Source organism: Bordetella pseudohinzii, assembly GCF_000657795.2.
Lineage (GTDB): Bacteria > Pseudomonadota > Gammaproteobacteria > Burkholderiales > Burkholderiaceae_B > Bordetella > Bordetella pseudohinzii.
In genome coordinates this window covers 179,878-202,500 of sequence record NZ_JHEP02000009.1, presented here as the reverse complement: position 1 = coordinate 202,500, position 22,623 = coordinate 179,878, and the positions used below count along the sequence as shown (strand labels likewise).

Below are 22,623 nucleotides of genomic sequence, written 5' to 3'. Positions count from 1 at the left end.
CGGCGATATTGCTGAGCTTGAGGCCGCCGCCGTCGATGCCGGCGGTGGTGATGCTAGGTCCACCAGTCAAAGTCAGGCCGCTGGCCTGAAGCTGGGTGGTGCCTAGCGTCACGGCATCCACATCGAGGTTACGGGACAGGGCAAAGCGGAGTTTGCTGTCAGTGGCGCCCTTGGTGATGGCGAGATTGCTGTCCGGGCTAGAGAAATCCACGGTGGCGCCGGGCGCCACATTGCTTGCATTGGCGCCCTGAGCGGTGACATTCCAGCCGCTGTTGGCCACCGAGGAGACGGCTTGCAGCTGACCGACATTGACCGCATCAGTGGTCGCCGTGCCGGCGGCGATATTGCTGAGTTTGAGCCCGCCGCCGTCGATGCCGGCCGTGGTGATGCTCGGTCCGCCGGTCAGGGTCAGGCCGCTGGCCTGAAGCTGGGTGGTGCCCAGGGTGACGGCATCCACATCGAGGTTGCGGGACAGGGTAAAGCGCAACTTGTTGTCGGTGGCTCCCTTGGTGATGGCCAGGTTGCTGTCGGCGCTGGCAAAGTCCACGGTGTCACCCGGCGCGACATTGGTCGCGTTGGCGCCTTGCGCGGTGACATTCCAGCCGCTGTTGGCGACTGTTTCGACGGCCCGAAGCTGGGAGACATTGACGGCATCGCTGTCCGCTGTCCCCGCCGCCAGGCCGTTGATCTGACGAAACTTTGCGGTGCTGGCATCACCGACGGACACGGCGCTTTGCGTGCTTTGGGTGGCGGTGATCCTCGCGGCGTCGCCGGCCGATACCGATTGGGGCGCATAACCGGCGACGCCCGCGGCGGTGGCGGCGACGGAGCCGGAGCCTATGGCGACGCCGCCCTCTACGTTTACCTGGGCGCTATTGCCGAGCACGAAAGCGTCGCTGACCGCGATATTGTTGTTGCTGCCGATAACACGACTGGTGGTCGCCGTCGCGGACAGCGTATTGTTGTTGCCGAAGACGCCGGCATTCGCCGCGTTCACGGCGTTGGCATTGCCCAGGACCGCCGAGGCCACGCCGTCGACGCTGCTGTTCGCGCCAATCGCCACGCTTCTGGCCTGCGTCGCGGCCGTGGCATTGCCGATGGCGACCGCGGCCACTTGTGCCGCATTGGCGCTGTGACCGATGGCGACGGCATTGTTGCCACCCGTGCGGCTGGTGAGGCCGAGGGCAACGCTATTGGCCCCGTTCGCCTGGGAATTGACGCCTATCGCGAGGGCATAGTCCGCTCCCGTGGTGGCGTTGGCGCCGATGGCGGTGGCGCCGGTCCCATTGGCGGTGGTGTTATAGCCTAGGGCCGTGGACGCATTGGCGAAGGCGCGCGCCCGGGCGCCAAACGCGGAGGCGCCGAAGACGGGCGCGGTGGCGGTGCCGGTTCCGTTACCGCCCACGGCGCCCGCGCCGACCACCGTGACATATCTCACCGTTCCGTTCGCATTGACCAGCGCGCCGCCGCCGATGGCGGTGACGCCATCGAAGACATCGATGGTGCTGTCGCCGGCCATCGAGGTGGCCGTTCCGAGGAAGACGGACTGCGCCATGCGCTGGCCAGCCAGACAGTACGTCGTGTTTCTTGCCGGGGAGTTTCCGCTGATCAGATTGGTGCCGGGACTTTCGGGGCAAGGCCGGTTGTACATGCTGACCGTCTGGGCGGGAGCTGGCGAAACGCCGCAAAAGCAGGCCAGCACGGAGGCGATCGAGCCGAGCCGGAAGCGGTGCACCTGGAGCCAGCCTGTCATATTGTCATTGTGGCTGGCACAGGGCAGGTTCGAGCCGGTGAGGGGCGGGGGGGCAACAGCTCTCATGATGGTCGCTCGCTGTGTCGTTAGGCTAAAGAACCCCGCGGAACCGCACATTCGGGGTGTTTTTTGCCAGCGCTAGCCAGGCATGCATGCTCACCGGAATACTAAGTTAAATCCCTGGCCTCGCGTACAAAAGCGCGCTTTTGTTGAAAGAAAGCGACTAGAAGGTCACAGTTATGCGAATATCGCACAATTGTGACGGTATGGGGTGGGGCCGTGAGCTCGGTCTTTTTCGGGGCACAGGCGACGTTTCAGCGAGAGCGCCGAGCAGGAAAAAGGAGCAGCGTGATGGCATCGCCGCGCCATCTGGTCATGGCGGTATGGCCATGAATACAAAGCGTCATGCGCCATGGCCGGCAAGCTGGCGCTTGCCGGCCATGGCGCATCCGCTTCGTTGGATGCGCATGCCTACGATCCGCCGACGCTAATCGGCCTTCAGGCCCGCCGCTTCAATCAGCGGTCCCCACTTCTTGCGTTCGCTCTGCGCGAATGCGGCCAATTCAGCCGGCGAGCTGCCGGCCGGTTCATGGCCCAGCTCCAGCAGGCGCTTGCGCACGTCGGGTTGCGTCAGGATGCGCGCAAGCTGCCCGTTCAGTGTCTTGATGACGTCCTGCGGCGTGCCGTGCGGGGCATAGAGCGCGTTCCAGGCGATGACCTGGAAGCCCGTTACGCCTTCATTGGCCGCTGGCGGCACCCCAGGCAGCAGTTCGCTGGGTTTGATGGAGGTGACAGCCAGGGGCTTGAGTTTGCCGCTGTCGATGAAAGAGCGCGCCGCGCTGATGGTGTCGATGCCCAGGGCCACGCGACCGCCCAGCAGGTCGGTCATCGCGGTGGCCGAACCTTTGTAGGGGATGCCGGAGATGCGCGTGGCGCTTTGCTTTTCCAGCAGTTCGAGGACGAGGCGGGCGGTCGTGCTGGGCAGGCCGACATCCACGCTCTCCGGCTTGGCGCGCGAGGCCTTGAGCAGGTCTTGCAGATTGCGATAGGGCGAGCCTGCCGGAGCGAGAAAAACCATGGGAAAGGAGCTGACCAGCATCACCGGTTCGAAGTCTTTCGCGGGGCTGAAGTTCAGATTGCTGTAGAGGAATTGATTCAGAACGTGGGTGGCGTTGGTGCCCATGACCAGGGTATAGCCGTCGGGCGCAGCGCGAGCGACTTCGGAGGCCCCGATGTTGCCGCCGGCGCCCGGACGGTTTTCGACCACGAAGCTCTGGCCCAGCGCGCGGGCCAGGTGTTCGGCCAGAAAGCGCGTGGCGACATCCGTGCCCTGGCCTGCCTGGTAGGGCACGATCACGCGCACGGGGCGGCTGGGATAGGTATCGGCCATGGCGGGCCAGGACAGCGTTGCCATACATACCGCGATCAGCAGTCGTTTCATCGGTGTCTCCTGGTGGATTAGGCTTGTTGTTGTGGGTGCTGCCGCGGGCTCAGGGAGCGCGCGGCAGCACGCCGCTGTCGCGCAGCCGCGCGATGCGTTCGGGGCCCAAGCCGGCCTCGGTCAAGATTTCCTCGGTATGTTGGGCGTAGCGCGGCGGCGCACCGCCAGGCTGGCCGGGCGTGCGCGCCAGCGCGACCGGCGGGCCGATGCCGTGATAGTCCTGCGCATGGAGACGCATGTCGGCCGCGTGGGCCTGTTCGAAGGCTTCCGGCACGGTGTTGACGGGGCCGGCGGGCACGCCCGCGCGCATGAGCTCCTGGCATAGCGCCTGCCATTCGCGCGTGGCTAGCGCGCTTTCGATGGCCACGCGCAGGCTGTCGCGATGGGCCAGCCGGGCGGCGTTGCTGGCGTAGCGCGCGTCGTCCTTCAGCGCATGCAGGCCCAGGCGCTCGCAAAAGCGGCGGAATTGTCTGTCGTTGACAATACCCAGGAAGACCAGACCGTCGCGGCAGGCGAATTTGTCGTAGGGCGCAATATTGGGGTGGGCGCTGCCCAGCAGGCCGGGGGCCTTGCCCGAGTGCATCCAGTTGGCGGCGTGCGGCACCAACAGGCTTAGCGCGGTGCGAAACAGCGTGGCTTCGACGCGCTGGCCGCGCCCGCTGCCGGCGCGCTCGAGCAGGGCCATGAGAATGCCGGACATGGCGGTGTAGCCGGTGAGGTGGTCGACGATGGGCACGCCGATGCGGGTCGGGCCGCTTTGCGCTTCGCCATTGACGCTCATCAGACCGCACATGGCCTGCAGGATGGCGTCATAGCCGGGCAGTCCGCCCAAGGGACCGCTGGCGCCGAAGCCCGAGATGGCGCAATAGACCAGGCGCGGGAAGCGTGGGCGCAGCACGGTCTCGTAATCCAGCTGCCACCGGTCCATGGTGCCCGGCAAGAAGTTCTCGACCAGCACGTCGGCGTTCTCGAGCAGGGCCAGCAGCAGCTCTCGACCCTCGGGGTGGGCCAGATCCAAGGCCAGTGCGCGCTTGCCGCGATTGACGGCACTGAAATAGGCGGCGTCGCCCGTGGCGGTAAAAGGCGGGCCCAGGCCGCGGGTTTCGTCGCCGGCCGGCGGTTCTATCTTGATGACATCGGCGCCATGATCTGCCAGCATCTGCGTGCACAGCGGCCCGGCCAGCACGCGGGACAGATCAATGACGCGCACGCCCGCCAGGGCGCCCTGGCGGCAGGGAGCTTCGGAAGCGTCGGGCATGGCCGCTACCTCACGGAATCTTGCCCCGGCCGGCGGGCCGGGGCGGTCAGGGGCGGCGTTCAGCCGCGCGAAGGCAGTTCAACTACGCCGGTGCCCAGCACCGAGAGCTCGTCGTCCTGGTTGCGGGCCTCCTGTTCGATTTCGACCAGGTGCTTGCCGTCCTCGATGTACTTGCGCTTGACGCGCCCCTTGAAGAACAGCATGTCGCCCTCTGGGTTGTGGCGGCGGATCTTGCAGTGCGATTTGCGCAGGAAGCCGTCGTCGCCCATCCAATTGGTGAGGTGGTGGGTCAGCCAGGAATTGCGCTCCGGGCCGTAGTCGTAGGCACCAGGCGCGCCCACTTCGAGGGCGAAGTCTTCTTCCCAGTGCACGCGTTCGGGCACGTCCGGGATGCCGAAGCGGTTGGTAATGCCCACGCCGGGGTGCGCGTCGATCAGTTGCCAGGCCAGTTTGTTGGCGCGGATGTAGAGGCCGCCCCAGCCCTGGGCGAAGGCGATGAAGCCGGTGACGGTCATCGGGCCCTTGAACAGCACGGGCAGCTCCTCGCCTTCGGTCACGTCTTCCCAGTAGCGCGTGCGCGCGCCGCGCACCTCTTCGTGGGCGTATAGCTTGCAGGCCTCGCGGATTTCGTCGGGGGTGTAACGGCGCGGTTCGCGCGCGCGCACCTCTTTGTACTTGCTGCCCTGCTCGCGGGCGTGGTCGCGCTCAGTGCGGAAGCACCAGCTGTCGGCCTCGGCCACTTTGTCGCCTTGCTGGTTGAAGAAATCCACGTGGTAAATCTGCTGCACGGCGCGGCCGGCAAAGCGGGTTTCGTGTTCGATGAGGTCCTTGAGATAGGCCTCGGTGGAGATGACGTCGTTGCGGCGCACGGGCTGGTGCCAGGTCCAGTCGGCGCCCGACCACATGGCATGCACGCCGGGGAGGCCGCCCACATAACCCGAGACGATGCGGCTGGTGGCAAAGAGGAAGCTGGGCAGGGCGAGGATGCCGCCATGGCGGGTGTTGGCCCCGTACTCGGGATCGCACCACAGCGGATTGTCGTCGCCGATGCCATGGGCGTAGTGGCGGATGTTGTCGCGCGTGGCCTCGTAGCACCACGGTTCGGCTGTGGCGCCTATCTTCTGGCCGATGCGGGCGCGCAGCTCGTCCAGGCCGCGTTCGGTGATCTTGGGAAAGCTTCGGGGAGTTTGCGTCTGGGTCAGCATGATGTCTCCGTGGGTTGTTATGCGGGCAGCGCGGCTTCGCGCAGTTTCTTGCGGTGTATCTTTCCGGCCGGGGTCTTGGGCAGTTCGGCCACGAAGGCGACCTGGCGCGGGTATTCGTGCTGGCTCAGCTGGCCCCGCACGAGGTCCTGGATTTCTTGGATGAAGGTTTCGCTGCCCGGCCGGCGCGCGACCACATAGGCTTTGACCACCTGCCCGCGCAGCGCATCGGGCACGCCGATGGCGGCGGCTTCGGTGACGTCGGGATGTTTGAGGATGGCGTCTTCGATCTCGACCGCGCTCATGGTCCAGCCAGCGGAAATGATGACGTCATCGGCGCGGCCGCCATGCCAGAAATAGCCGTCGGCGTCGACCCGTCCCAGATCCTTGGTGGCGACCCATGCGCCGCGCCGCCAAAGCTTGATCTCGCCGGTGACGCCGGGCGGGCAGGGCCGGCCCTCGGCGTCCTGCACCTGTACGCGCAGCCCGGGCACGGGTTTGCCCAGCGAGCCGGATTTGATGGTGAAGTCGGGCGCGCCGGGGTAGTTGACCAGGCAGACGCCGATCTCGGTGGTGCCGTACATGCTGCATGCCGGCCGGCCGAAGGTCGCCGTGACGAAATCGGCGGTCTCGCTGTCGATGGGTTCGCCCGTGAAGGACAGCTTGTCGAGGCAGTAGCGATAGCGACCGGCCGCGCCGCTGTTGCGCATCATGCGGTAGTGCGTGGCGGCGGCCGACAAATTATTGAAACGATGGATCTGCAGCGCCTGCAACAGGCGCTCGGCCTGGTATTTGCCGGCATAGGCGCCGATGGTGATGCCCAGCGCCAGCGGCGCCAGCGTGCCGTGCCACAGGCCATGGCCCCAGGCGGGCGACGACGGGCACATGAAACGGTCGCCCGGACGCAGGCCGCTTCCGTAGAGGGCGGCCATCATCAGCGTGACGATGGCTCGGTGGCTGTGGCGCACGGCCTCGGGCAGTTCGCGCGTAGTGCCGGAGGTGTATTGGAAGATGGCCAGGTCGTCGGCCCGGGTGGCCGCCGTGTATTGCGCCGGATAACCGGCCAGCGAGGGCAGAAAACCCTCGTCGGCCACCTCCACGTCCAGGCCGGGCAGCGCGGGCACCAGCGGCGCTTTTTCGGCATTGGTGATCAGCAGGCGCGGACGGCAGTCCTCGATGCGCAGGCGGATACCGTCCGGCCCGAAAAGCGTGAACAGCGGCACGGCGATGGCGCCCATCTTGATGGCGCCGAACAGGGCGACATAGAACTCGCGCGAAGGTTCCAGCATGACGGCGACGCGGTCGCCGGGCGCCACGCCCCGGGCGGCCAAGGCATGTGCGAAACGGGAGGAGTCCCGCGCCAGCTCATCGTAGCCGATGAGCTCGTCCTGGCCATTGGCGCGCACCAGGATGACGGCGGGGCGGCCACTGGCGGCATGGCGGTCGATGCATTCGTGGGCGATGTTCATGCGCTCGCTGTCGCCGTCGAACAAGGCCCACAGTTTTTCAGGCGAACAATAGGCCTGGGCGTCGGCGTAAGAGAGGTAATCCGTCAACTGGGTCATGACGCCTTGTCTCCTCGAGTTGTTGGATCACACTTTGCGCGCAGACCCAAGAATTGTCAATAGCATCCATGAATTGTATATGTACAATTGATGGCGAGCTGTGGATGCCGCCGGAAGCAAAAGCGTCGTATGCTTGCCGTCGATAGAAGGAGACAGCATCCCCATGAATGCAAGCGAGTCCAAAGCAGGTCCGCGCCTGCGGCAAGTGCCAGCCGTCACGCGCGCCATCGCCATCCTCAGGCTGCTGGGGCGCGGCGGTGAGCCTCGCACCTTGAAGGCGATCTCGGAGGAGCTGGACATGGTCACCAGCACCTGCCTGCACATCCTGCGCGTCCTGGCCGAAGAGGGTCTGGTCAAGGTCGATACCGCCACCAAGCGCTACAGCCTGGGCGTGGGCATGCTGGCGCTGGCGCGCAGCGTGATCGAGAGCAATCCCTTTCCGGCGCTGGTGCAGCCCGTGCTCGACAGACTGGCCAACGAAGCCGGCGTCACGGCCATCGGCGTGGAGGTCGCCGCCCTTGAACACATGGTGGTCGTGGCGCTGTCGCGTTCGCGCGCGCCGTTTCGACTGCACGTCGATGTGGGCAGTCGCTTTCCGGCGCTCATCAGCGCCACGGGCCGCCTGGTGGCGGCGTATTCGGACGTGGGCGATGCGGAGATCGAGCGCCGCTTCAAGGCCTTGCGTTGGGACCAGCCGCCAGATATCGAAGCCTGGCGCCGCGAAGTCGAGAACGTGCGGCGCAAGGGCTACAGCATCGATCGCGGCAACTACATCAATGGCGTGGCACTGGTCGCCGTGCCGGTGCTTGACCGCCATGGGCGGTTGACCCATACGCTGGTGGCGGCCGCGCTGGCCAACCAGCTCAGCGCGGCGCGCGCGCCCGCGCTCGCCAAGGAGCTGCAGGCTGAGGCCGCGGCGTTGTCGGAATTGCTGGCGGCCAGGAGCTGAGGGCATGGACAAGAGCGTGACGCAGGACATGCTGCGCCAAGCCGGCTGGGGCGAGCGCCGCGGCCTGGGTTTTTCGGCATTGATCGGGCCGCTGTGGAGCCGGCGCGAAGGCGATGGCTGGGCCTATGGCTTGCTATCCGGCGAACAGCACGCCAATCAAGCGGGCCTGGTGCACGGCGGGCTGCTGGCCACGCTGATGGACCAGGCCCTGAGCGCCGTGGCCTGGGAGGCCCTGCAGCGCCAGCCTTGCGTGACGGTGCAGCTGGACACCCACTACCTGGCCGCCGCGCGACCCGGGCAGTTTCTGGAAGCGCGCGGCACGGTCCTGCGCGCCACCAGCAGCTTGGTGTTCGTTCAGGGCGACATCCGCGTGGGCGCGGCCATCGTGGCCAGCGGCCAGGCCGTGCTCAAGCGCCTGCGCGGCGGCTAAGGGCGAGCGCCGGTGGGCTGGGGACCGCGCGGCCCGGTCAGGTGGGCCGAGAGCAGTTGCACGATGCCGGCGGTAATGCCCAGGCCGGCGCCGATCTGCCAGGCCAGGGTATAGCTGTGCAGCCAGTCATAGGCCAGGCCGCCGCCGATGGCGCCGGTAAAGCTGCCCAGCTGATGGCTGCAGAAGGCCACGCCGCTCAGCATGGCCTGCCAGCGCAGGCCGAAGGTCTGGGCGATCCAGCCCGCGACCAGGGGCGCGACGCCCAGCCACAAAAAACCGATCACGGCCGCGAAGACCAGGGTGGTTTCGGGCGTGGGCAGGCTGCGGAAATACCCGATGAAGGCCAGGGAGCGCAGCACATAGATCAGGCCCAGCAGGGTCTGCTTATTCCAGCGTCCGCCCGCCCAGCCGAAAAACAGACTGCCCATGGCATTGAAGGCGCCGATGGTGGCCAGCGCCTTGGCCGAGAGCATGGGATCCATGCCGCACAGGTCGAGATAGGAAGGCAGATGGGTGGTCAGAAAGACCAGCTGCATGCCGCAGACGAAATAGGCCACGGCCATGACCACGAAGGGCAGGTTTTTCATGGCGACGGACAGGGCTTGGCGGGCGTTTTGCTCGCCGCCGGGCGGCGCGGGCAAGCGCGGCAGGTGGTCCACGTGGCCGGCATGCCAGGCCGCGGGCAGCATGAATAGCGCCAGCACGATGAAGGACAGCGCGCCCATGCGCCAGTCCCAGGCCTGGGTGACGGCCTGGCCCAGGGGCGCGGCCAGCATGGCGCCCAGGGAGCCGGCGGCCGATACGATGCCCAGCACCAGGCTGCGCATGGCTGGCGGCACCGGACGCACCGAGGCGGCCATGGCCACGGCGCTGCCGGTGGCCGCCAATGCCGCGCCGACCGCGAAACCGGCGCCCAGCAGCACGCCCAGCATGCCTTGCGCGGTGCTGAGCAGCACCATGCCCAGGATGTAGAGCAGCGCGCCGCCCACCATCAAGGGCCGGAAGCCCCAGCGGACCACCAGCGCGCCGGCAAAGGGCTGCAGCACGCCCCAGACAAGATTCTGGGTCGAGATGGCAATGGTGAAGTCACTCACCGAAATGCCCAGGTCCTGGGTGAGCGGCGGCAGGAAGATGCCCAGGCTCTGCCTCAAGCCCATCGCCAGGCTGAGCATGACCGAGGCGCCGATCAGGATGGGCAGGGCGGGACGCAGGGCAGGGGACATGGTTGCGGAAGATGGGACGAGACGGCGCGCCGCCGGAAAGCGGCGCCTGGCGCAGTGTAGCCGCTGGCGGCGCGCGCTAGGCCAGCGCGGCGAAGCGCTGCAGCAGCGCCGTGGCCTCGGGCGTGGCGCGCACGCCTTGCAGCAGGCCGTCCACGTCCAGGCCCAGGCCGCTCAAGGCTTCGCGCCGGCGCGCGATGCAGTGATGCAGCAGCGAGGGCGTGATCTCGGGATGGAATTGCAGCGACCAGGCGCGCGGGCCGTAGCGCAGGATCTGCTGCGCATCATGAGTGCTGCGCCCCAGCGTGACGGCGCCGGGCGGCGGGCGCAGCACGGTTTGCTCATGGGTGAGCTGGGCGTCGAACTGCGGCGGCAGGGCCGAGAGCAGGGCGTCGTCGGCCGCGCCGGGCAGGCAGTGCACGCGCTGCGTGCCCATCTCGGGGCCGTCGGGATGGTAGTCCACGACGCCGCCCAGCGCATGGGCCATGAGCTGGTGGCCATAGCACACGCCCAGCACGGGCTTGCCGGCGCCAATGATGCCGCGCAGCCAGGCCGCGGTGCGCTCGCTCCAGTCGAGGCGGTCGGTGACCATTTCCCAGGCGCCGCTGAGGATGGCGCCGCGAAAGCGGTCCGGCTCGGGCAGGGCCTGGCCCTCATGCGGGCGGACGACGGCCAGCGGCTGGCCGGCAAGCTCGGCGGCGAACCAGGCGGCTTGCTCGCCGGCGTGGCGCACCACGTCTTCGGGCGGACGGCCCAATTGAACAATCAACAGCGGCAGGACACTCATGGCGACAGGCGATCAGAACAGTGCCGGCATCATAGCGGGTTTCAATCGGGCGGGCCGACGGCCGCTTCGCAAGGCAGGCGCAAGCCGATACCCCGCCAAATCGTAAGCGCCGCCTACGGTTACATCGCCGTCAGGCGGTCGTGCTTGAGGGGTGGGCCGTAATCGCAAGCACCTCGTAGCCTTCGCTTACTCGCGGCGCTGCCCCGCTTCCTACCATGGGAAAAGGCAAGCAAAGGGAGCGGCGGCCTGACCGCCGCTGCCGCATGAAAGGAGGCGATCATGCAGAAAATTCCATTGCGGCACGGGCCTGGGCTTTCGGCGCAGGCAAGAAACGATGGCAAGGCCGCCAGCGGCCGTGTCGGCGCGCAGGAGCCGGGCTATGGCCGTCCGCCCGGCGAATGTCCGCCCGAGCTGGGCTACGGCCAGCCCAATCGTCATGGGCCGGAGTATGAGGAAGGCGGGCGTTATCCCGGCGCGCGGCTGGATGACAGCCCTGGGGTCCGGGCGTTGGATGAGAACCAAGCGTTGCGCAGCCGCAGCGCCGATCCCGGGCAGGGCAGCTATGGCGGTTTCTTCGGCGAAAACCCCGCCGGCCAGCGCCAGGTGATCGACGGTGACGCCCGCGTGGGCGAGATCGTGCGCGAGCAACTACGCCACAGCGGCTATGACGTGAGCCAGGTTTCCGTCGATGTGCATCAAGGTTGCGTGCGTCTGGATGGCACGGTGCCCGACGGCCGCACGCGCCATGGCGTGGAGCACTGCGCCGACACCTGCGTCGGCGTGCGCGACGTGGAGAACCATACGCGGGTGGCGCGGCCGGAGGTGCCGGGCGCGCCGGGTTCGCCGCGCCATTGAGCTTGAGGGCCGCAGCCCGCGGGCGCGGCCCTATCCCGCGAAGGAGGCGCATATGTCCTTGATCATTGCCGCCCATTACGACACCTTCGACCAGGCGGGGGCGGCGGCCCGCCAATTGTTCGACCAAGGCTTTCCTGTGGCCGACATGCATACTTTCTATGTCAACCCGCCCGGCGAGCACGCCGTCTATCCCATCGGCGGCGACGAGGCCATCGATCCCCAGGCCCGTGGTCAGGGGGCGGGCGCCTGGCTGGGCGCGTTGCTGCTGGGGACGGCGGCGGCCTCGGTGGCGGCCCTGGCGCTTGCGCCGCCCTGGGCGGTGATCGCCGTTGGCGGGGTGGGGGCGTATATCGGGTCGCTGACGGGCGCGCTGGGCCGGGCCCAGCGCCTGGCGCCGCACCCGGCACGCCGTCATGGCGTGTTGCTGGCCCTGCGGGTGGATCCGGGACGCGAGGCCGAAGGCAGCCGCGTGCTGCGCGCCCATGGCGGCCAGGATCTGGAGCGCGCCCATGGCCAGTGGCGCAATGGCCGCTGGGAAGACTTCGATCCGCTGTCCGCGCCCGGACGTTGAGTCCTCAGGCCGTTTTCAGCACCTCGGTCAGCGTGCCGAACAACTGGTCGATCTGCGCGCGGCTGATGGTCAGCGGCGGCGAGAGCAGCATGGTGTCGCCCGAAGAGCGGATCAGGCAGTCCCGCGCCAGGCAGGCGCGGTGAGTGTCATAGCCGCGCTGGCCGGGTTTGCCTTCGAGCGGCGCCAGTTCGATGGCCGCCAGCATGCCGATATTGCGGATGTCCACCACCTTGGGCAGGCCTTTCAGGGCGTGCGCGGCCGATTCCCAGTAGGGCCACAGTTCGCGCGAGCGGCTGAACAGGCCCTCGCGTTCGCAGATGTCCAGCGTGGCCAGGGCGGCCGCGCAGGCCACCGGATGGCCGGAATAGGTGTAGCCGTGCGAGAGCTCGATGGCGCTGTCGGGGCCTTGCATAAAGGCCTCGTACACATGATCGCGCACCAGGGTCGCGCCCATGGGGATGGCGCCGTTGGTCAGGCCCTTGGCGCTGGTGATGATGTCGGGCGTGACGTCGAAGTAGGCCGAGGCGAAGGCGCCGTCGATGCGGCCGAAGGCGCAGATGACTTCGTCGAAGATCAGCAGGATGCCGTGCTTGTCGCAGATCTCGCGCAGGCGCTTCAGGTAGCCGCGCGGCGGCACCAGCACGCCGGTGGAGCCGGCCACGGGTTCGACGATGACCGCGGCGATGGTGGAGGCGTCGTGCAGGGCGACGATGCGCTCCAGCGCTTCGGCGTGATGGGCGCCCCATTCGGGTTCGCCGCGCGAATAGGCCATGTGTTCGCGGTCATAGGTGTGGGGCAGGTGGTCCACCATGGGCAGCAGATTGCCGAAGGCCTTGCGCTGGCCGCCGATGCCCGAGACCGACAGGCCGCCGAAGCCCACGCCATGATAGGAGCGCTCGCGGCCGATCAGGCGCAGGCGCTGGCCCTGGCCGCGCGCGCGGTGATAGGCCAGGGCGATCTTGAGCGCCGTGTCCACGGCTTCGGAGCCGGAGTTGGAATAAAAGACCTGTGAAAAACCCGGCGGCGCGTGGCCGCAGAGACGCTCGGCCAGCTCGAAGGCCAGCGGGTGGCTCATCTGGAACGAAGGCGCATAGTCCAGCGCTTCGGCTGTGCGCGCGATGGCCTGGACAATCTCCGGCCGGCGGTGGCCGGCATTGACGCACCACAGGCCGGCGATGCCATCGAGCACCCGGCTGCCATCGGGGCGGACGTAATACATGCCCTCGGCCGCGGCAAACAGCACCGGGTCGCGCTTATAGCGGCGGTTGGCGGTGAAGGGCATCCAGAAAGCATCGGTTTTAAGCTCGGCGGCGTGCGGCATGGGAAGTCCTGCGAGGGGTTCGGAGCGTCTATTTTGTATTAAATATATGAAAAATACAATTATGGATGAAATGATAGGCCATGCGAGATTTTTTTCTTGGGTTGATACCGATTGGGGGGTATCAGGACGCTTGCAGCGATGCCTTCAAATGCTGGCGCATGAGTTGCGCGGCCCATTCGTTGTCGCCGGCTTCGAGGGCTTCGATGATGCGCAGGTGTTCGGCCGAGGAGTCGGCGTAGCGCGCGGCGCGATAGAAGGCGGCGTGTTCCTCGAGGCGGCGCAGCTGGTTTTGCTGCTGCACGGCTTGCAGGATGTGGCGGTTGCCCGAGCAGCGCGCCAGCAGCTCGTGAAAGGCGGTGTTGAGCGCGAAGAACTCGGCGGCCGAGACGTCCTCGCGCCGCAGCAGGGCCTCATGGGCGGCGCGCATGCGCGCCAGCGCCGGGCGGTCCAGCCGGAATGCGGGTTCGAGCAGGCCGGCGCATTCGATGGCCATGCGGAAGCGATAGCTCTCGGCCAGCGCCTCGGCGCTGTCCAGCGAGGGCGCGAATTGCCAGCCGTGGCCTTTGCGTTTCTCGATCAGGCCATCGGCCGATAACTGCAGCAGCGTCTTGGCGAGCACGGCGCGCGGCGCGCCGTAGCGCTGCTGCAGCTCGCTGTCGGTGAAGGTTTCGGGCAGTGCGCGGCGGGCGCGGTCGTCGATGAGGCGGCGATAGAGCTCGGCCTGCGTGGGGCCTTGCAGACGGGGCAGCGGCGCCTGGGCGGTGAGGGCGGCCACGGTGTAGCCGCTATTGGGCCGGTGGGTGATCAGGCCCTGCGCGGCCAGCAAGGCCAGGGCGCCGCGCACCGGCGTGCGCGACACGGCATAGGCCTTGGCCAGCGCCTCTTCGGAAAGATGGTCGCCCACGGCATGACGGCCGGCGGCGATGTCGTCGGCGATCTGGCGGGCCAGGTCGACTTGCAGGGCGGTGGGGCGGGCGGCCATGGGCGATGTCGGGGGCGGAGGACGTAGATGGTAACGGACTCCCGCCCGTTTTTCATGCCTCCTGCTGGCCTTCGGCCCAGGCCAGGCATTCGGCGCGCAGCAAACGGCCCATTTCCACGCGCCGGGCGGCGTTAAGGCGGCTGCTGATGGCGCCGAAGCTGAAGGCCACCGAGGTCAGGGCCGAGACCGGAAAGGCCACGCCCACGCCGGATACGCCGGGCGTGATGCGGTCGACGATCTCTGAATAGCCCTGTTCGCGCGTGCGGCGCACGGCGTTCATGAGGACGGCCGCCGACAGGCCGGCCTGGGCATAGTGCTTGGGATGGCGGGCGTACAGGGCGGCGATCTCTTCGTCGGGCAGGGTGGCGAGGATGGCCAGCCCGCCGGCGCCCACGCCCAGGAGGTGGCGGTCGCCCTGGTCGCTGCTGAAGTCCTTGACCGGGAAGCTGCCGGCCTCGCGCAGCAGGCAGAGCGCGTAATCGCCTTGCCGGATGACCAGGAAAACCGTGTCGCCCGAGATCCGGGCCAGTTTCTGCGCGAAGGGCCGCAGTGCGTCCAGCAGCGGCGTGCGGCGCAGCGAGGCAAAGCCCAGCTGCATGGCGTCCACGCCAAGGCGATAGCGCCGGCTCTGGGAATCGCGCTCGGCGAATTGTTCTTCCAGCAGGCAACTGAGCAAGCGGTGGGCGGTGGAGCGCTCCAGCCCGGACTCGCGCATGACGCCTTGCAGGTCGATGCCGTCTTCCTGGTGGCGGGCCAGCAGGCGCAGCAGGCCGAGGGCGCGGCGCATGCTTTGGGTGCCGCCGGTTGAGCCTGAAGTGTTCATATTATGGGAAATAATGATTGAATATTTTGTAGTTTAGGAAAGTTGCTGTCTTAATTCAATCCGTGGCACACCAAAACAAGGACGAGGAGACCATGGAATACAGCACTTTGACGGTGGAGCGCCTGGGCGCGGTCTGCCGCATCAGCCTGGCGCGCGAAGCGGCGCGCAATGCCCAGAGCCAGCAGATGCTCGATGAACTGGACCTTGCCCTGCAAGGCGCGGCCGAGGACGAGAGCGTGCGCGTGGTGATCCTGGCCGGACGCGGCGCGCATTTCTCCGCCGGGCACGATCTGAAAGAGGCCCAGGCCAAGCGGGCGAACTTCACGGTCGAGGAGCGCTGGGCCTATGAGTCGCGCCGCTATTTCGACTATTGCATGCGCATCTGGGACTTCCCCAAGCCCACCGTGGCCCAGGTGCAGGGCGCCTGCGTGGCGGGCGGTTTCATGATCGCCAATATGTGCGACCTCATCGTCGCCGCCGAGGACGCTTTTTTCTCGGATCCGGTGGGCCACACCCTGGCCGCCGCGGCGACCGAAGTGCTGATCCATCCCTGGGTCATGGGCTTGCGCCGCGCCAAGGAGATGCTGTTTACCGGCGAGAAACTCGATGCGCAGGAGGCCTTGCGCATCGGCATGGTCAACCGCGTGGTGCCGGTGGCCGAGCTGGAGGCCGCCACCCTGGCCCTGGCGCAGCGCATCGCCCAGGCGCCGCCCTTCGGGCTGCACCTGGTCAAGCGCTCGCTCAATCGCACCGCCGATGCGCAAGGCCTGCGCACCGCCTTGTCGGCGCATTTCGACACGCACCAGCTCTCGCATATGAGCGAGGAGTTCCGCTCCGTGCGCGATCGCGGCCTGGCCCAGGCCATCATGCGCAACAAGAAGGGGGAAACGGCATGAGAAGCGCCATGGACGCTTTGCTGGACCCGCGTTCCATCGCCCTGATCGGCGCCAGCGCCAATGCGGGGCGCATCGGCGGGCTGCCGCTGGAACTGCTGACCCGCTTCGGCTACCAGGGTGATATCTATCCGGTCAATCCCAAGTACGAAGAAGTCTTTGGCCTGCGCTGCTGGCCCGATATCGAGGCCGTGCCGGCGGGCGTGGATCTGGCGGTGCTGGCCATCGCGGCCGCCGAGGTCACGCCCATGCTCAAGCGCTGTCACGCGCGCGGCGTGCGCGCGGCCATTGTCTATGCGGCCGGCTTTGCCGAGGAAGGCGAGGAAGGCCAGCGCCTGCAGGCGGAAATGGAGCGCTTCGCGGCCGACAGCGGCATGGCCGTGGCCGGGCCCAATTGCATGGGCTTTGCCAATCTCAACACCCAGGCCTATACGGCCTTTGCCTCGGTCTTCAAGACAGCGCCGGCGCAGACCGGGCCCGGCACGGTGAGCCTGCTGACGCAGAGCGGCAATGTCTGCGCGGCGGTCTACGCCATCGGCCGCCGCCTGGGTCTGCCGTTCTCGCATTTCATCAATACGGGAAACGAAGCCTGCATCGATTTCTCGCAATACCTGGAGTATCTGGCCGAGGATCCGGGCACGGGCATCGTGCTGGGCTATATCGAGCAATTGCGCGACGGCCCGCGTTTTGTGCGCGCCTGCCAGGCCCTGCAGCGCCAGGACAAGGTGCTGATCGCGCTCAAGGCCGGCAATACCGACAAGGGCGCGCAGGCCGTGCGCTCGCATACGGCGGCCCTGGCCGGCGACCGCCGCGTCTATGCGGCGGCCTTTCGCCAGCTCAATGTCATCCAGGCCGATGATTTCGCCCAGATGGCGGCCATCGCCAGCCTGGCCACGCTGCGCGACCGTCAGGCGGGGCGGCGCGTGGCCGTGGTCACCATGTCGGGCGCGCTCGGCGCCATCCTGGCCGATAAATTCATCGGCGCGGGGCTGGAGCTGCCCGACCTGCCGCCGGCGCTGCAGCGCACGCTGCGCGAAGGCATTCCCGATTACGGCATGGTGGGCAATCCGGTCGATGTGACCGGCAATGTGGTCAATGACCCGGACTTCGTGCGCACGGTGCTGGCCGCGCTGGCGACCTCGCCGGATATCGACACCGTGGTGGTCTATGCGCCCGGCTATATGCTGGACCGTATGGCCGACGCCCTGGTGGAGACGGCGGGCGCGCATGCGCGCCTGTTCGTCGCCATCGACACGGGCCAGGCGCAATGCCGCGAGCGCCTGCGCGAGGCCGGCGTGGCGGTGTTCGACGATCTCGGCCTGGCCGTCAACAGCCTGGCGCCTTATCTGCGCTGGTGCGAAGGACGCGGGCGCCGCCGCGCCGAGGCGGGCGCTGTTCAGCCGGCCGCGGCCCCCGCCTTGCCCTGCAACGAGGCCGCCGCGCGCGATTGGCTGGCGGGTTTCGGCATGCCGGCGCAGCGCGTGGCGCGGGCCGCCACGGCCGAGGCCGCGGTGGACGCGGCGCGCGGGCTGGGTTATCCGGTCGCCATGAAAATCCTCAGCCCGGACATCGCGCACAAGACCGATATCGGCGGCGTGGCCCTGAACGTGGCCGATGACGCGGCCGCGCGCGCGGCCTTCGAGCGGCTGATGGCCGCCGGCGCCAGCCAGGCTGGCGCGCGCATCGACGGCGTGCTCGTGCAGCCCATGGCGCGCGGCGTGGCCGAGCTGATCGTGGGCGCCACGCGCGATCCGGTGTTCGGGCCGGTGCTGACCGTGGGCCTGGGCGGCGTGCTGACCGAGCTTTATCAGGATGTCAGCCACCGGCTCTTGCCGGTGGACGCGGCCACGGCCGGCGAGATGCTGCGCGAACTGAAAGCCTATCCCTTGCTGGAGGGCTATCGCGGCAAGGCGGGCGATGTAGCGGCGGCCTGCCAGGCCATTGCCGCGGTCGGCCAGGCTATGCTGGCCGCGCCGGCCGCGGTCGGGGAAATCGAGGTCAACCCATTGCTGGTCCAAGAGGCCGGACAGGGCGTCGCCGTGCTGGACGCGCTGATCCTGCCCGCAACCGCCTAGGCCATCCTGGGCAACACACGGAGGAGACAATAATGATGAAGCAAGTATTGGCCGGCTGCGCGCTGGCCCTGGCGGCGAACCTGGCGCAGGCCGCCGACAACTATCCGTCCAAGCCGGTGCGTATCGTGGTGCCGTTCGCGCCCGGCGGCGCCACCGACATCATGAGCCGCCTGGTGGCGGAACGGCTGACGGCCAAGATCGGCCAGCCGGTCATCGTGGAAAACAAGCCGGGCGGCGGCACCATGATCGCCTCGGATTATGTGGCAAGGGCCGAGCACGACGGTTATACGCTCTTGATGGCGGCCTCGTCGCTGGGCATCGCGCCCAGCATCTACGCCAAGGTCAACTACGACCCCATCAAGGATTTTGCCCCGATCAGCCAAGTGGCCTCGGTGGTGCATGTGCTGGAGGTCCATCCTTCGGTGCCGGCCAAGACGGTGGGCGAGCTTATCGCCTATCTGAAGGCCAATCCCGGCAAGGTCAGCTATGGCTCGGTGGGCACGGGCAGCTCCACCCACATGGAGGCCGAGCTCTTCAACAGCATGGCGGGGGTGCAGATGGCGCATATCCCCTACAAGGGCAGCGCCCCGGCGCTCAATGACCTGGTGGCCGGCCGCATCCAGGTGATGTTCGACGCCTGGGCCTCGTCCGGCCCCTTCGTCAAGGACGGGCGCCTGCGCGCGCTGGCCGTGACCACGGCCCAGCCCTCGGCCTCGGTGCCCGAGCTGGCCACCATGTCGGCCTCCGGCCTGCCGGGTTACTCGGCCATGCCCTGGCTGGGCCTGGTGGCGCCGGCCGCCACGCCCAAGCCGGTGATCGACAAGCTCTACGGCGCTATCGCCGAGATCGTCAAGGAACCGGCGGTCAAGGCCAAGTTCAGCGATCTGGGGCTGGACATCATTGGCAGCGACCCGCAGACCTTTGGCGCCTTCATCAAGCAGGACATCGCCACCTGGGCCAAGGTGGCGCGCGACGCCAATATCCGGCTGGAGTAGTCATGAGCGGCATGATGAAGACCTTCGCGGCCCTGCCGGATGACGAGGACTTCCGGCAGGCCCTGCGCCAGTGGCTGGCGCCGGCCTACGCGGCCTTTGCCGCGCGTTGGCCGGGCGGAGCCGCGCCGCGCTCGCTGGACTACCGCCGCGCCTGGGAAGACTGGCTGTGCGCACAGGGCTGCTCGGGCCTGGGCTGGCCGCGGGCCCATGGCGGGCTGGCGCTGTCCCTGGCCCGCCAGGCCATCTTCCATGAAGAGCATGCGCGCTGCGGCGCGCCGCTGGGCGTGAACCTGATCGGCCACGGCATCCTGGCGCCCACCTTGCTGCATTTCGGCACGCCGGCGCAGCAGGCGCGTTTTCTGCCTGGCGTGCTCGCCAACCGCGAGATCTGGTGCCAGGGTTATTCCGAGCCGGGCGCCGGCTCGGACCTGGCCGCCGTGCGCACGCGGGCCGAACGTTGCGAGGGCGGCTGGCGCTTGTCGGGCCACAAGATCTGGACCTCCTTCGCCGACCGCGCGCAATGGTGCTTCGTGCTGGCGCGCACCGATCCCGAGGCGCCGCGTCACAAGGGCCTGAGCTTTCTGCTGCTGGATATGCAAAGCCCGGGCATCCGCGTGGAGCCCATCCGGCAATTGACCGGCGAGGCGGAGTTCTGCGAGGTCTTCTTCGAGGAGGTGTTCGTGCCCGAGGACGCCCTGGTGGGCAGCGAGCATGGCGGCTGGCGCATCGCGATGGCGGCGGCCAGTTTTGAGCGCGGCACGTATTTCATTCCGCGCCTGGTGCGTTTCGCCCAGGAGCTGTCGGCCGTGCGCGCCCTGTGCGCCGATGCGGCTTCGCAGCGACGCTGGGCGCGCCTGGCCCTGGACAGCCAGGTGCTGGCCCTGAAGTCGCAGCGCGCCCTGGCGGCCGCCGAGCGGGGCGACCCGCCGGGTCCGGAGGGCTCGTCCACCAAGGTCCATTGGAGCGAAGCCCACCAGCGCCTGCTGGAGCTGGCCATGGAGGGGCTGGGCGCGCGCGGCGTGCTGCCGCGCGATGCGCAGGCGCAGGAACTGGCTCACGCCTATCTCTGGTCGCGGGCCGAGACCATCCTGGCCGGCACGTCGGAGATTCAACGCAATATCATCGCCGAGCACATGCTGGGCCTGCCCAAGGGATGAATGGCATGACCGAAGATCAGAAGGCCTTGCAGGAGGCCGCGCAACGTTTTCTCAAGGATCAGCATCCGCCGGCGCGGGCGCGGCGGGCCTGCGAGGCTTCGTCCGCCGAGCGCCAGGCCTTGTGGGCCGAGCTGGGCGCGCAGGGCTGGCCCGCCATGCTGGTGGCCGAAGCCCAGGGCGGCCTGGGCCTGGGTCTGGCGCATGCCTGGCCGGTGGCGCATGCGGCCGGGCAATACCTGCTCAGTCTGCCGCTTGCCGCGGCCATGGCGGTCCTGCCCCTGCTGCCGCAGGCGCTGGACAAGGATTTCGCCTGGGCGGACGAGGACGGCCTGGTCGAAGGGGCGGGGGCGCCGGCCCTGGCGCTGCGCGGCCAGGACTTGCGGCGCCTGCCGCCGGCGGCGCAGCAGGCCGGCCTGGATCCCACCATGCCGCTGGGCTGGGCCGAGGGCGAGGGCGAGCCGCTGGCCCGCCTGAGCGCGCCGCAGGCCGAGGGCTTGCGCGCGCGGCTGCGGCTCTTGCGCCTGGCCGAGATGCTGGGCGCGGCCGAGGCGGCCTTGCGCATGGCGGTGGCCTATGCCTGCGAGCGCCAGCAGTTCGGGCGGCCCATCGGCGCCAACCAGGCCATCAAGCACCGTCTGGCCGAAGGCTGGATGGCCCTGGATGATGCCTGCCTGGCGCTGGATGCCGCGGCGCGCGCCATGGACGAGGGCAGCGATTCGGGCCTGGATGGCGCGCAGTGGCTGGCGGTGGACGCGGCGCGGCGCTGCGCCCACCAGGCCATCCAGACCCATGGCGCCATGGGCATGACCTGGGAGTGCGACGCGCACCTTTATCTCAAGCGCATCATGCGCCTGGCCGCCGCGCTGGAGGGCGAGGTGAGCCAGGATATCTTGCTGGAACGCATCTGGCGGGCTGCCGCCTAGGGCGATAAGTTACCTTAAATATATTTCATAACCTGCTGTTTTTAATAGAAAAGCGCCAGGCATGGCCTGGCGCGCAGCAGGGCAAGGCTTGCCTCAGTCCTTGAAGACCTGGATGGTGTCGCTCTGGAGCGTCTTGGCGTCGAGCTTGTTGGCGATCCAGTCCATCGAGGTATCCGACACGCCCGGGGTGACGAGCTCGGCCGGCACGATGGTGATGTTGGATAACACCTTGAAGGGGTATTTGTCGCTCTTTTTGGTCACGCCGAACAGCTGGTCTTCCAGGCCCTGGCCGTCGGCGCGGTGGATGCGCACCGGGCGGCCGAAACCCTTGAAGGTCACGTCGTGCATGGCGGCGGCCACCTGCTCGGGGGCCGGCCAGGCGCCGCCGTTGTCCTTGATGGCTTTTTCATAGCCGGCCTTCAGGCCCTGGATGGCCTGGACCATGTGGTAGACCGAGTAGATCGGATAGGCCTTGGTCTTGTCGTGGAACTTTTTGATGAAGGCCTGGTGGGCCGGATCGTCCTTGGTTTCCGGGTGCAGGAAGTAATGGTCGCCGCGCGCGCCCACGTATACGCCTTCGGGCAGGGCATTGCCCAGGCGCTCCAGCGAGCTTTCGGCCAGCGAGAGCACGAAGGTCGAGTTCTTGAACAGATTGCGCTGCGCGGCCTGGCGCACGAAGTTGTCCAGGTCGCCGCCCCAGGAGGTCGAGACGATGACGTCCGGCCGCAGGGCCTGCAGCTTGCTGATCTCGGTCGAGAAGTCCGCCGCGCCGAACTTGGGGAACATCTCGGCGACGACCTTGACGTCGGGCTTGAACTTCTTGAGCGCGGCCAGGAAGATATCGCGCGAATCGCGGCCCCAGGCGTAATCCTGGTTGACGATGGCCACGGTCTTGAAGTCGGGCTTGACCTTCATCAGGTAGAGCACCTGGGCCACCATTTCGGTGGTGGCGTTGGCCTGGGTGCGCACCACATATTTATAGGTCTTGCCCTCGAGCGCCTTCTCGGTGCCGCAGTCCCAGAGCACATTGAGCACCTTCAGGTCTTCGGCCACCGGCGCCACGATATTGCAGTGGCCGCTGGAGATCGCCGACAGCATCACCTTGGTGCCGCCCTCGGCCAGGCGGCGGTATTCGGACAGCAGCTTCTCGCCGCCGCCGCCTTCATCGATATAGGTCGGCACCAGCTTGACGCCGTCGATGCCGCCGGCGGCGTTGATGTCCTGGATCAGGATGTCGGCGGCATCCTTGGCCGGCACGCCGAACACCGAGGCCGAGCCCGACAGGAAGGTGGAAATGCCTATCTTCAGTTCCTGCGGTTTGTCGGCGGCCTGGGCCCAGCCGGCCAGCCCGGATAACAAGGCCGCCGCGGCGGCCAGTTTCAAGGTCTTCATGCGCTGTCTCCTCTTGTTGTTGCTGCTCGGA

At 67.8% G+C, this 22,623-nt stretch carries 19 protein-coding genes and 1 pseudogene; 9 read left to right on the top strand and 11 right to left on the bottom strand.

The annotated features are described in order from the left end of the window. The 5 genes and pseudogenes from L540_RS13465 to L540_RS13440 form a co-directional block, all read right to left on the bottom strand. Window positions 1-1,753: pseudogene (locus L540_RS13465) on the bottom strand (hypothetical protein); the annotation flags it as partial. Between the two features lie 487 nt (window positions 1,754-2,240). After that, complete coding sequence (locus tag L540_RS13455; RefSeq protein ID WP_043208173.1) at window positions 2,241-3,194, bottom strand: Bug family tripartite tricarboxylate transporter substrate binding protein; 954 nt, start codon at window positions 3,192-3,194, stop codon at window positions 2,241-2,243. Between the two features lie 49 nt (window positions 3,195-3,243). After that, window positions 3,244-4,452 (bottom strand): CaiB/BaiF CoA transferase family protein, encoded by a 1,209-nt coding sequence (locus L540_RS13450; RefSeq protein ID WP_048026412.1) that lies wholly within the window; start codon window positions 4,450-4,452, stop codon window positions 3,244-3,246. A 59-nt stretch (window positions 4,453-4,511) separates the two neighbouring features. Continuing rightward, window positions 4,512-5,657, bottom strand: coding sequence for an FAS1-like dehydratase domain-containing protein (locus L540_RS13445; protein ID WP_043208175.1), 1,146 nt, complete (start codon window positions 5,655-5,657; stop codon window positions 4,512-4,514). Between the two features lie 17 nt (window positions 5,658-5,674). Then, window positions 5,675-7,219 (bottom strand): acyl-CoA synthetase, encoded by a 1,545-nt coding sequence (locus L540_RS13440; RefSeq protein WP_043208176.1) that lies wholly within the window; start codon window positions 7,217-7,219, stop codon window positions 5,675-5,677. 163 nt (window positions 7,220-7,382) lie between these two features. On the opposite strand from L540_RS13440, the gene L540_RS13435 reads away from it, so the two are divergent. After that, on the top strand, window positions 7,383-8,168 hold the full coding sequence (locus L540_RS13435; protein ID WP_043208177.1) for an IclR family transcriptional regulator: 786 nt from the start codon (window positions 7,383-7,385) through the stop codon (window positions 8,166-8,168). Between the two features lie 4 nt (window positions 8,169-8,172). Further along, window positions 8,173-8,598: a PaaI family thioesterase gene (locus tag L540_RS13430; protein WP_053073214.1), complete on the top strand. Its 426-nt coding sequence runs from the start codon at window positions 8,173-8,175 to the stop codon at window positions 8,596-8,598. On the opposite strand, the gene L540_RS13425 is transcribed toward L540_RS13430, so the two are convergent. Beyond that, window positions 8,595-9,821 carry an MFS transporter gene (locus tag L540_RS13425; RefSeq protein WP_043208178.1) on the bottom strand — a complete coding sequence of 409 codons (1,227 nt, stop codon included), beginning with the start codon at window positions 9,819-9,821 and terminating at the stop codon, window positions 8,595-8,597. The two genes, L540_RS13430 and L540_RS13425, sit on opposite strands and share 4 nt — an antisense overlap. Window positions 9,822-9,897: 76 nt before the next feature. After that, window positions 9,898-10,605: a glutamine amidotransferase gene (locus L540_RS13420; RefSeq protein ID WP_043208179.1), complete on the bottom strand. Its 708-nt coding sequence runs from the start codon at window positions 10,603-10,605 to the stop codon at window positions 9,898-9,900. A gap of 279 nt (window positions 10,606-10,884) precedes the next feature. Between L540_RS13420 and L540_RS13415 the strand changes: the two genes are divergently transcribed. Further along, window positions 10,885-11,460, top strand: coding sequence for a BON domain-containing protein (locus L540_RS13415; protein ID WP_043208181.1), 576 nt, complete (start codon window positions 10,885-10,887; stop codon window positions 11,458-11,460). A 52-nt stretch (window positions 11,461-11,512) separates the two neighbouring features. After that, window positions 11,513-12,031, top strand: a complete 519-nt coding sequence (locus tag L540_RS13410; RefSeq protein WP_043208182.1) for a hypothetical protein — start codon at window positions 11,513-11,515, stop codon at window positions 12,029-12,031. A gap of 4 nt (window positions 12,032-12,035) precedes the next feature. Here L540_RS13410 and aptA read toward each other — a convergent pair whose 3' ends face one another. The 3 genes from aptA to L540_RS13395 all read right to left on the bottom strand — a co-directional run bounded on the left by aptA (window position 12,036) and on the right by L540_RS13395 (window position 15,121). Then, on the bottom strand, window positions 12,036-13,352 hold the full coding sequence (gene aptA, locus L540_RS13405; protein ID WP_043208183.1) for an omega-aminotransferase AptA: 1,317 nt from the start codon (window positions 13,350-13,352) through the stop codon (window positions 12,036-12,038). A 121-nt stretch (window positions 13,353-13,473) separates the two neighbouring features. Next, window positions 13,474-14,334, bottom strand: a complete 861-nt coding sequence (locus L540_RS13400; protein WP_043208186.1) for a GntR family transcriptional regulator — start codon at window positions 14,332-14,334, stop codon at window positions 13,474-13,476. A gap of 52 nt (window positions 14,335-14,386) precedes the next feature. Then, complete coding sequence (locus tag L540_RS13395; RefSeq protein ID WP_231584801.1) at window positions 14,387-15,121, bottom strand: IclR family transcriptional regulator; 735 nt, start codon at window positions 15,119-15,121, stop codon at window positions 14,387-14,389. A 128-nt stretch (window positions 15,122-15,249) separates the two neighbouring features. Between L540_RS13395 and L540_RS13390 the strand changes: the two genes are divergently transcribed. From L540_RS13390 to L540_RS13370, 5 genes are read left to right on the top strand one after another with little or no spacing between them, the layout of a single operon-like run. Continuing rightward, entirely contained in the window at window positions 15,250-16,053 is an 804-nt protein-coding gene (locus L540_RS13390; RefSeq protein ID WP_043208190.1) for an enoyl-CoA hydratase, read from the top strand. Next, a complete protein-coding gene (locus L540_RS13385) occupies window positions 16,050-18,125 on the top strand; it encodes an acetate--CoA ligase family protein (protein ID WP_043208193.1) in 2,076 nt (691 codons plus the stop codon). Before L540_RS13390 ends, L540_RS13385 begins: the two co-directional genes overlap by 4 nt. 32 nt (window positions 18,126-18,157) lie before the next feature. After that, a complete protein-coding gene (locus tag L540_RS13380; RefSeq protein ID WP_043208195.1) occupies window positions 18,158-19,120 on the top strand; it encodes a tripartite tricarboxylate transporter substrate binding protein in 963 nt (320 codons plus the stop codon). Between the two features lie 11 nt (window positions 19,121-19,131). Then, window positions 19,132-20,277: an acyl-CoA dehydrogenase family protein gene (locus L540_RS13375; RefSeq protein ID WP_043208271.1), complete on the top strand. Its 1,146-nt coding sequence runs from the start codon at window positions 19,132-19,134 to the stop codon at window positions 20,275-20,277. A 5-nt stretch (window positions 20,278-20,282) separates the two neighbouring features. Beyond that, window positions 20,283-21,200, top strand: coding sequence for an acyl-CoA dehydrogenase family protein (locus L540_RS13370; protein WP_231584800.1), 918 nt, complete (start codon window positions 20,283-20,285; stop codon window positions 21,198-21,200). 93 nt (window positions 21,201-21,293) lie between these two features. Here the strand turns inward: L540_RS13370 and L540_RS13365 are convergent, their stop codons facing one another. Next, the gene (locus L540_RS13365; RefSeq protein ID WP_043208199.1) at window positions 21,294-22,592 is read right to left on the bottom strand and encodes an ABC transporter substrate-binding protein; all 1,299 of its coding nucleotides are present in this window, start codon (window positions 22,590-22,592) and stop codon (window positions 21,294-21,296) included. Window positions 22,593-22,623: the final 31 nt, after the last annotated feature.

Excerpts from the sequence above, each read along its gene's own strand:
- L540_RS13420 (WP_043208179.1), bottom strand. The coding sequence starts at position 10,605 with ATGAGTGTCCTGCCGCTGTTGATTGTTCAATTGGGCCGTCCGCCCGAA.
- L540_RS13400 (WP_043208186.1), bottom strand. The coding sequence starts at position 14,334 with ATGGCCGCCCGCCCCACCGCCCTGCAAGTCGACCTGGCCCGCCAGATC.
- L540_RS13440 (WP_043208176.1), bottom strand. The coding sequence starts at position 7,219 with ATGACCCAGTTGACGGATTACCTCTCTTACGCCGACGCCCAGGCCTAT.
- L540_RS13425 (WP_043208178.1), bottom strand. The coding sequence starts at position 9,821 with ATGTCCCCTGCCCTGCGTCCCGCCCTGCCCATCCTGATCGGCGCCTCG.
- L540_RS13375 (WP_043208271.1), top strand. The coding sequence starts at position 19,132 with ATGATGAAGACCTTCGCGGCCCTGCCGGATGACGAGGACTTCCGGCAG.
- L540_RS13365 (WP_043208199.1), bottom strand. The coding sequence starts at position 22,592 with ATGAAGACCTTGAAACTGGCCGCCGCGGCGGCCTTGTTATCCGGGCTG.
- L540_RS13455 (WP_043208173.1), bottom strand. The coding sequence starts at position 3,194 with ATGAAACGACTGCTGATCGCGGTATGTATGGCAACGCTGTCCTGGCCC.
- L540_RS13390 (WP_043208190.1), top strand. The coding sequence starts at position 15,250 with ATGGAATACAGCACTTTGACGGTGGAGCGCCTGGGCGCGGTCTGCCGC.
- L540_RS13430 (WP_053073214.1), top strand. The coding sequence starts at position 8,173 with ATGGACAAGAGCGTGACGCAGGACATGCTGCGCCAAGCCGGCTGGGGC.
- L540_RS13410 (WP_043208182.1), top strand. The coding sequence starts at position 11,513 with ATGTCCTTGATCATTGCCGCCCATTACGACACCTTCGACCAGGCGGGG.
- L540_RS13385 (WP_043208193.1), top strand. The coding sequence starts at position 16,050 with ATGAGAAGCGCCATGGACGCTTTGCTGGACCCGCGTTCCATCGCCCTG.
- L540_RS13395 (WP_231584801.1), bottom strand. The coding sequence starts at position 15,121 with ATGCGCCGCGCCCTCGGCCTGCTGCGCCTGCTGGCCCGCCACCAGGAA.
- L540_RS13450 (WP_048026412.1), bottom strand. The coding sequence starts at position 4,452 with ATGCCCGACGCTTCCGAAGCTCCCTGCCGCCAGGGCGCCCTGGCGGGC.
- aptA (WP_043208183.1), bottom strand. The coding sequence starts at position 13,352 with ATGCCGCACGCCGCCGAGCTTAAAACCGATGCTTTCTGGATGCCCTTC.
- L540_RS13415 (WP_043208181.1), top strand. The coding sequence starts at position 10,885 with ATGCAGAAAATTCCATTGCGGCACGGGCCTGGGCTTTCGGCGCAGGCA.
- L540_RS13370 (WP_231584800.1), top strand. The coding sequence starts at position 20,283 with ATGACCGAAGATCAGAAGGCCTTGCAGGAGGCCGCGCAACGTTTTCTC.
- L540_RS13380 (WP_043208195.1), top strand. The coding sequence starts at position 18,158 with ATGATGAAGCAAGTATTGGCCGGCTGCGCGCTGGCCCTGGCGGCGAAC.
- L540_RS13435 (WP_043208177.1), top strand. The coding sequence starts at position 7,383 with ATGAATGCAAGCGAGTCCAAAGCAGGTCCGCGCCTGCGGCAAGTGCCA.
- L540_RS13445 (WP_043208175.1), bottom strand. The coding sequence starts at position 5,657 with ATGCTGACCCAGACGCAAACTCCCCGAAGCTTTCCCAAGATCACCGAA.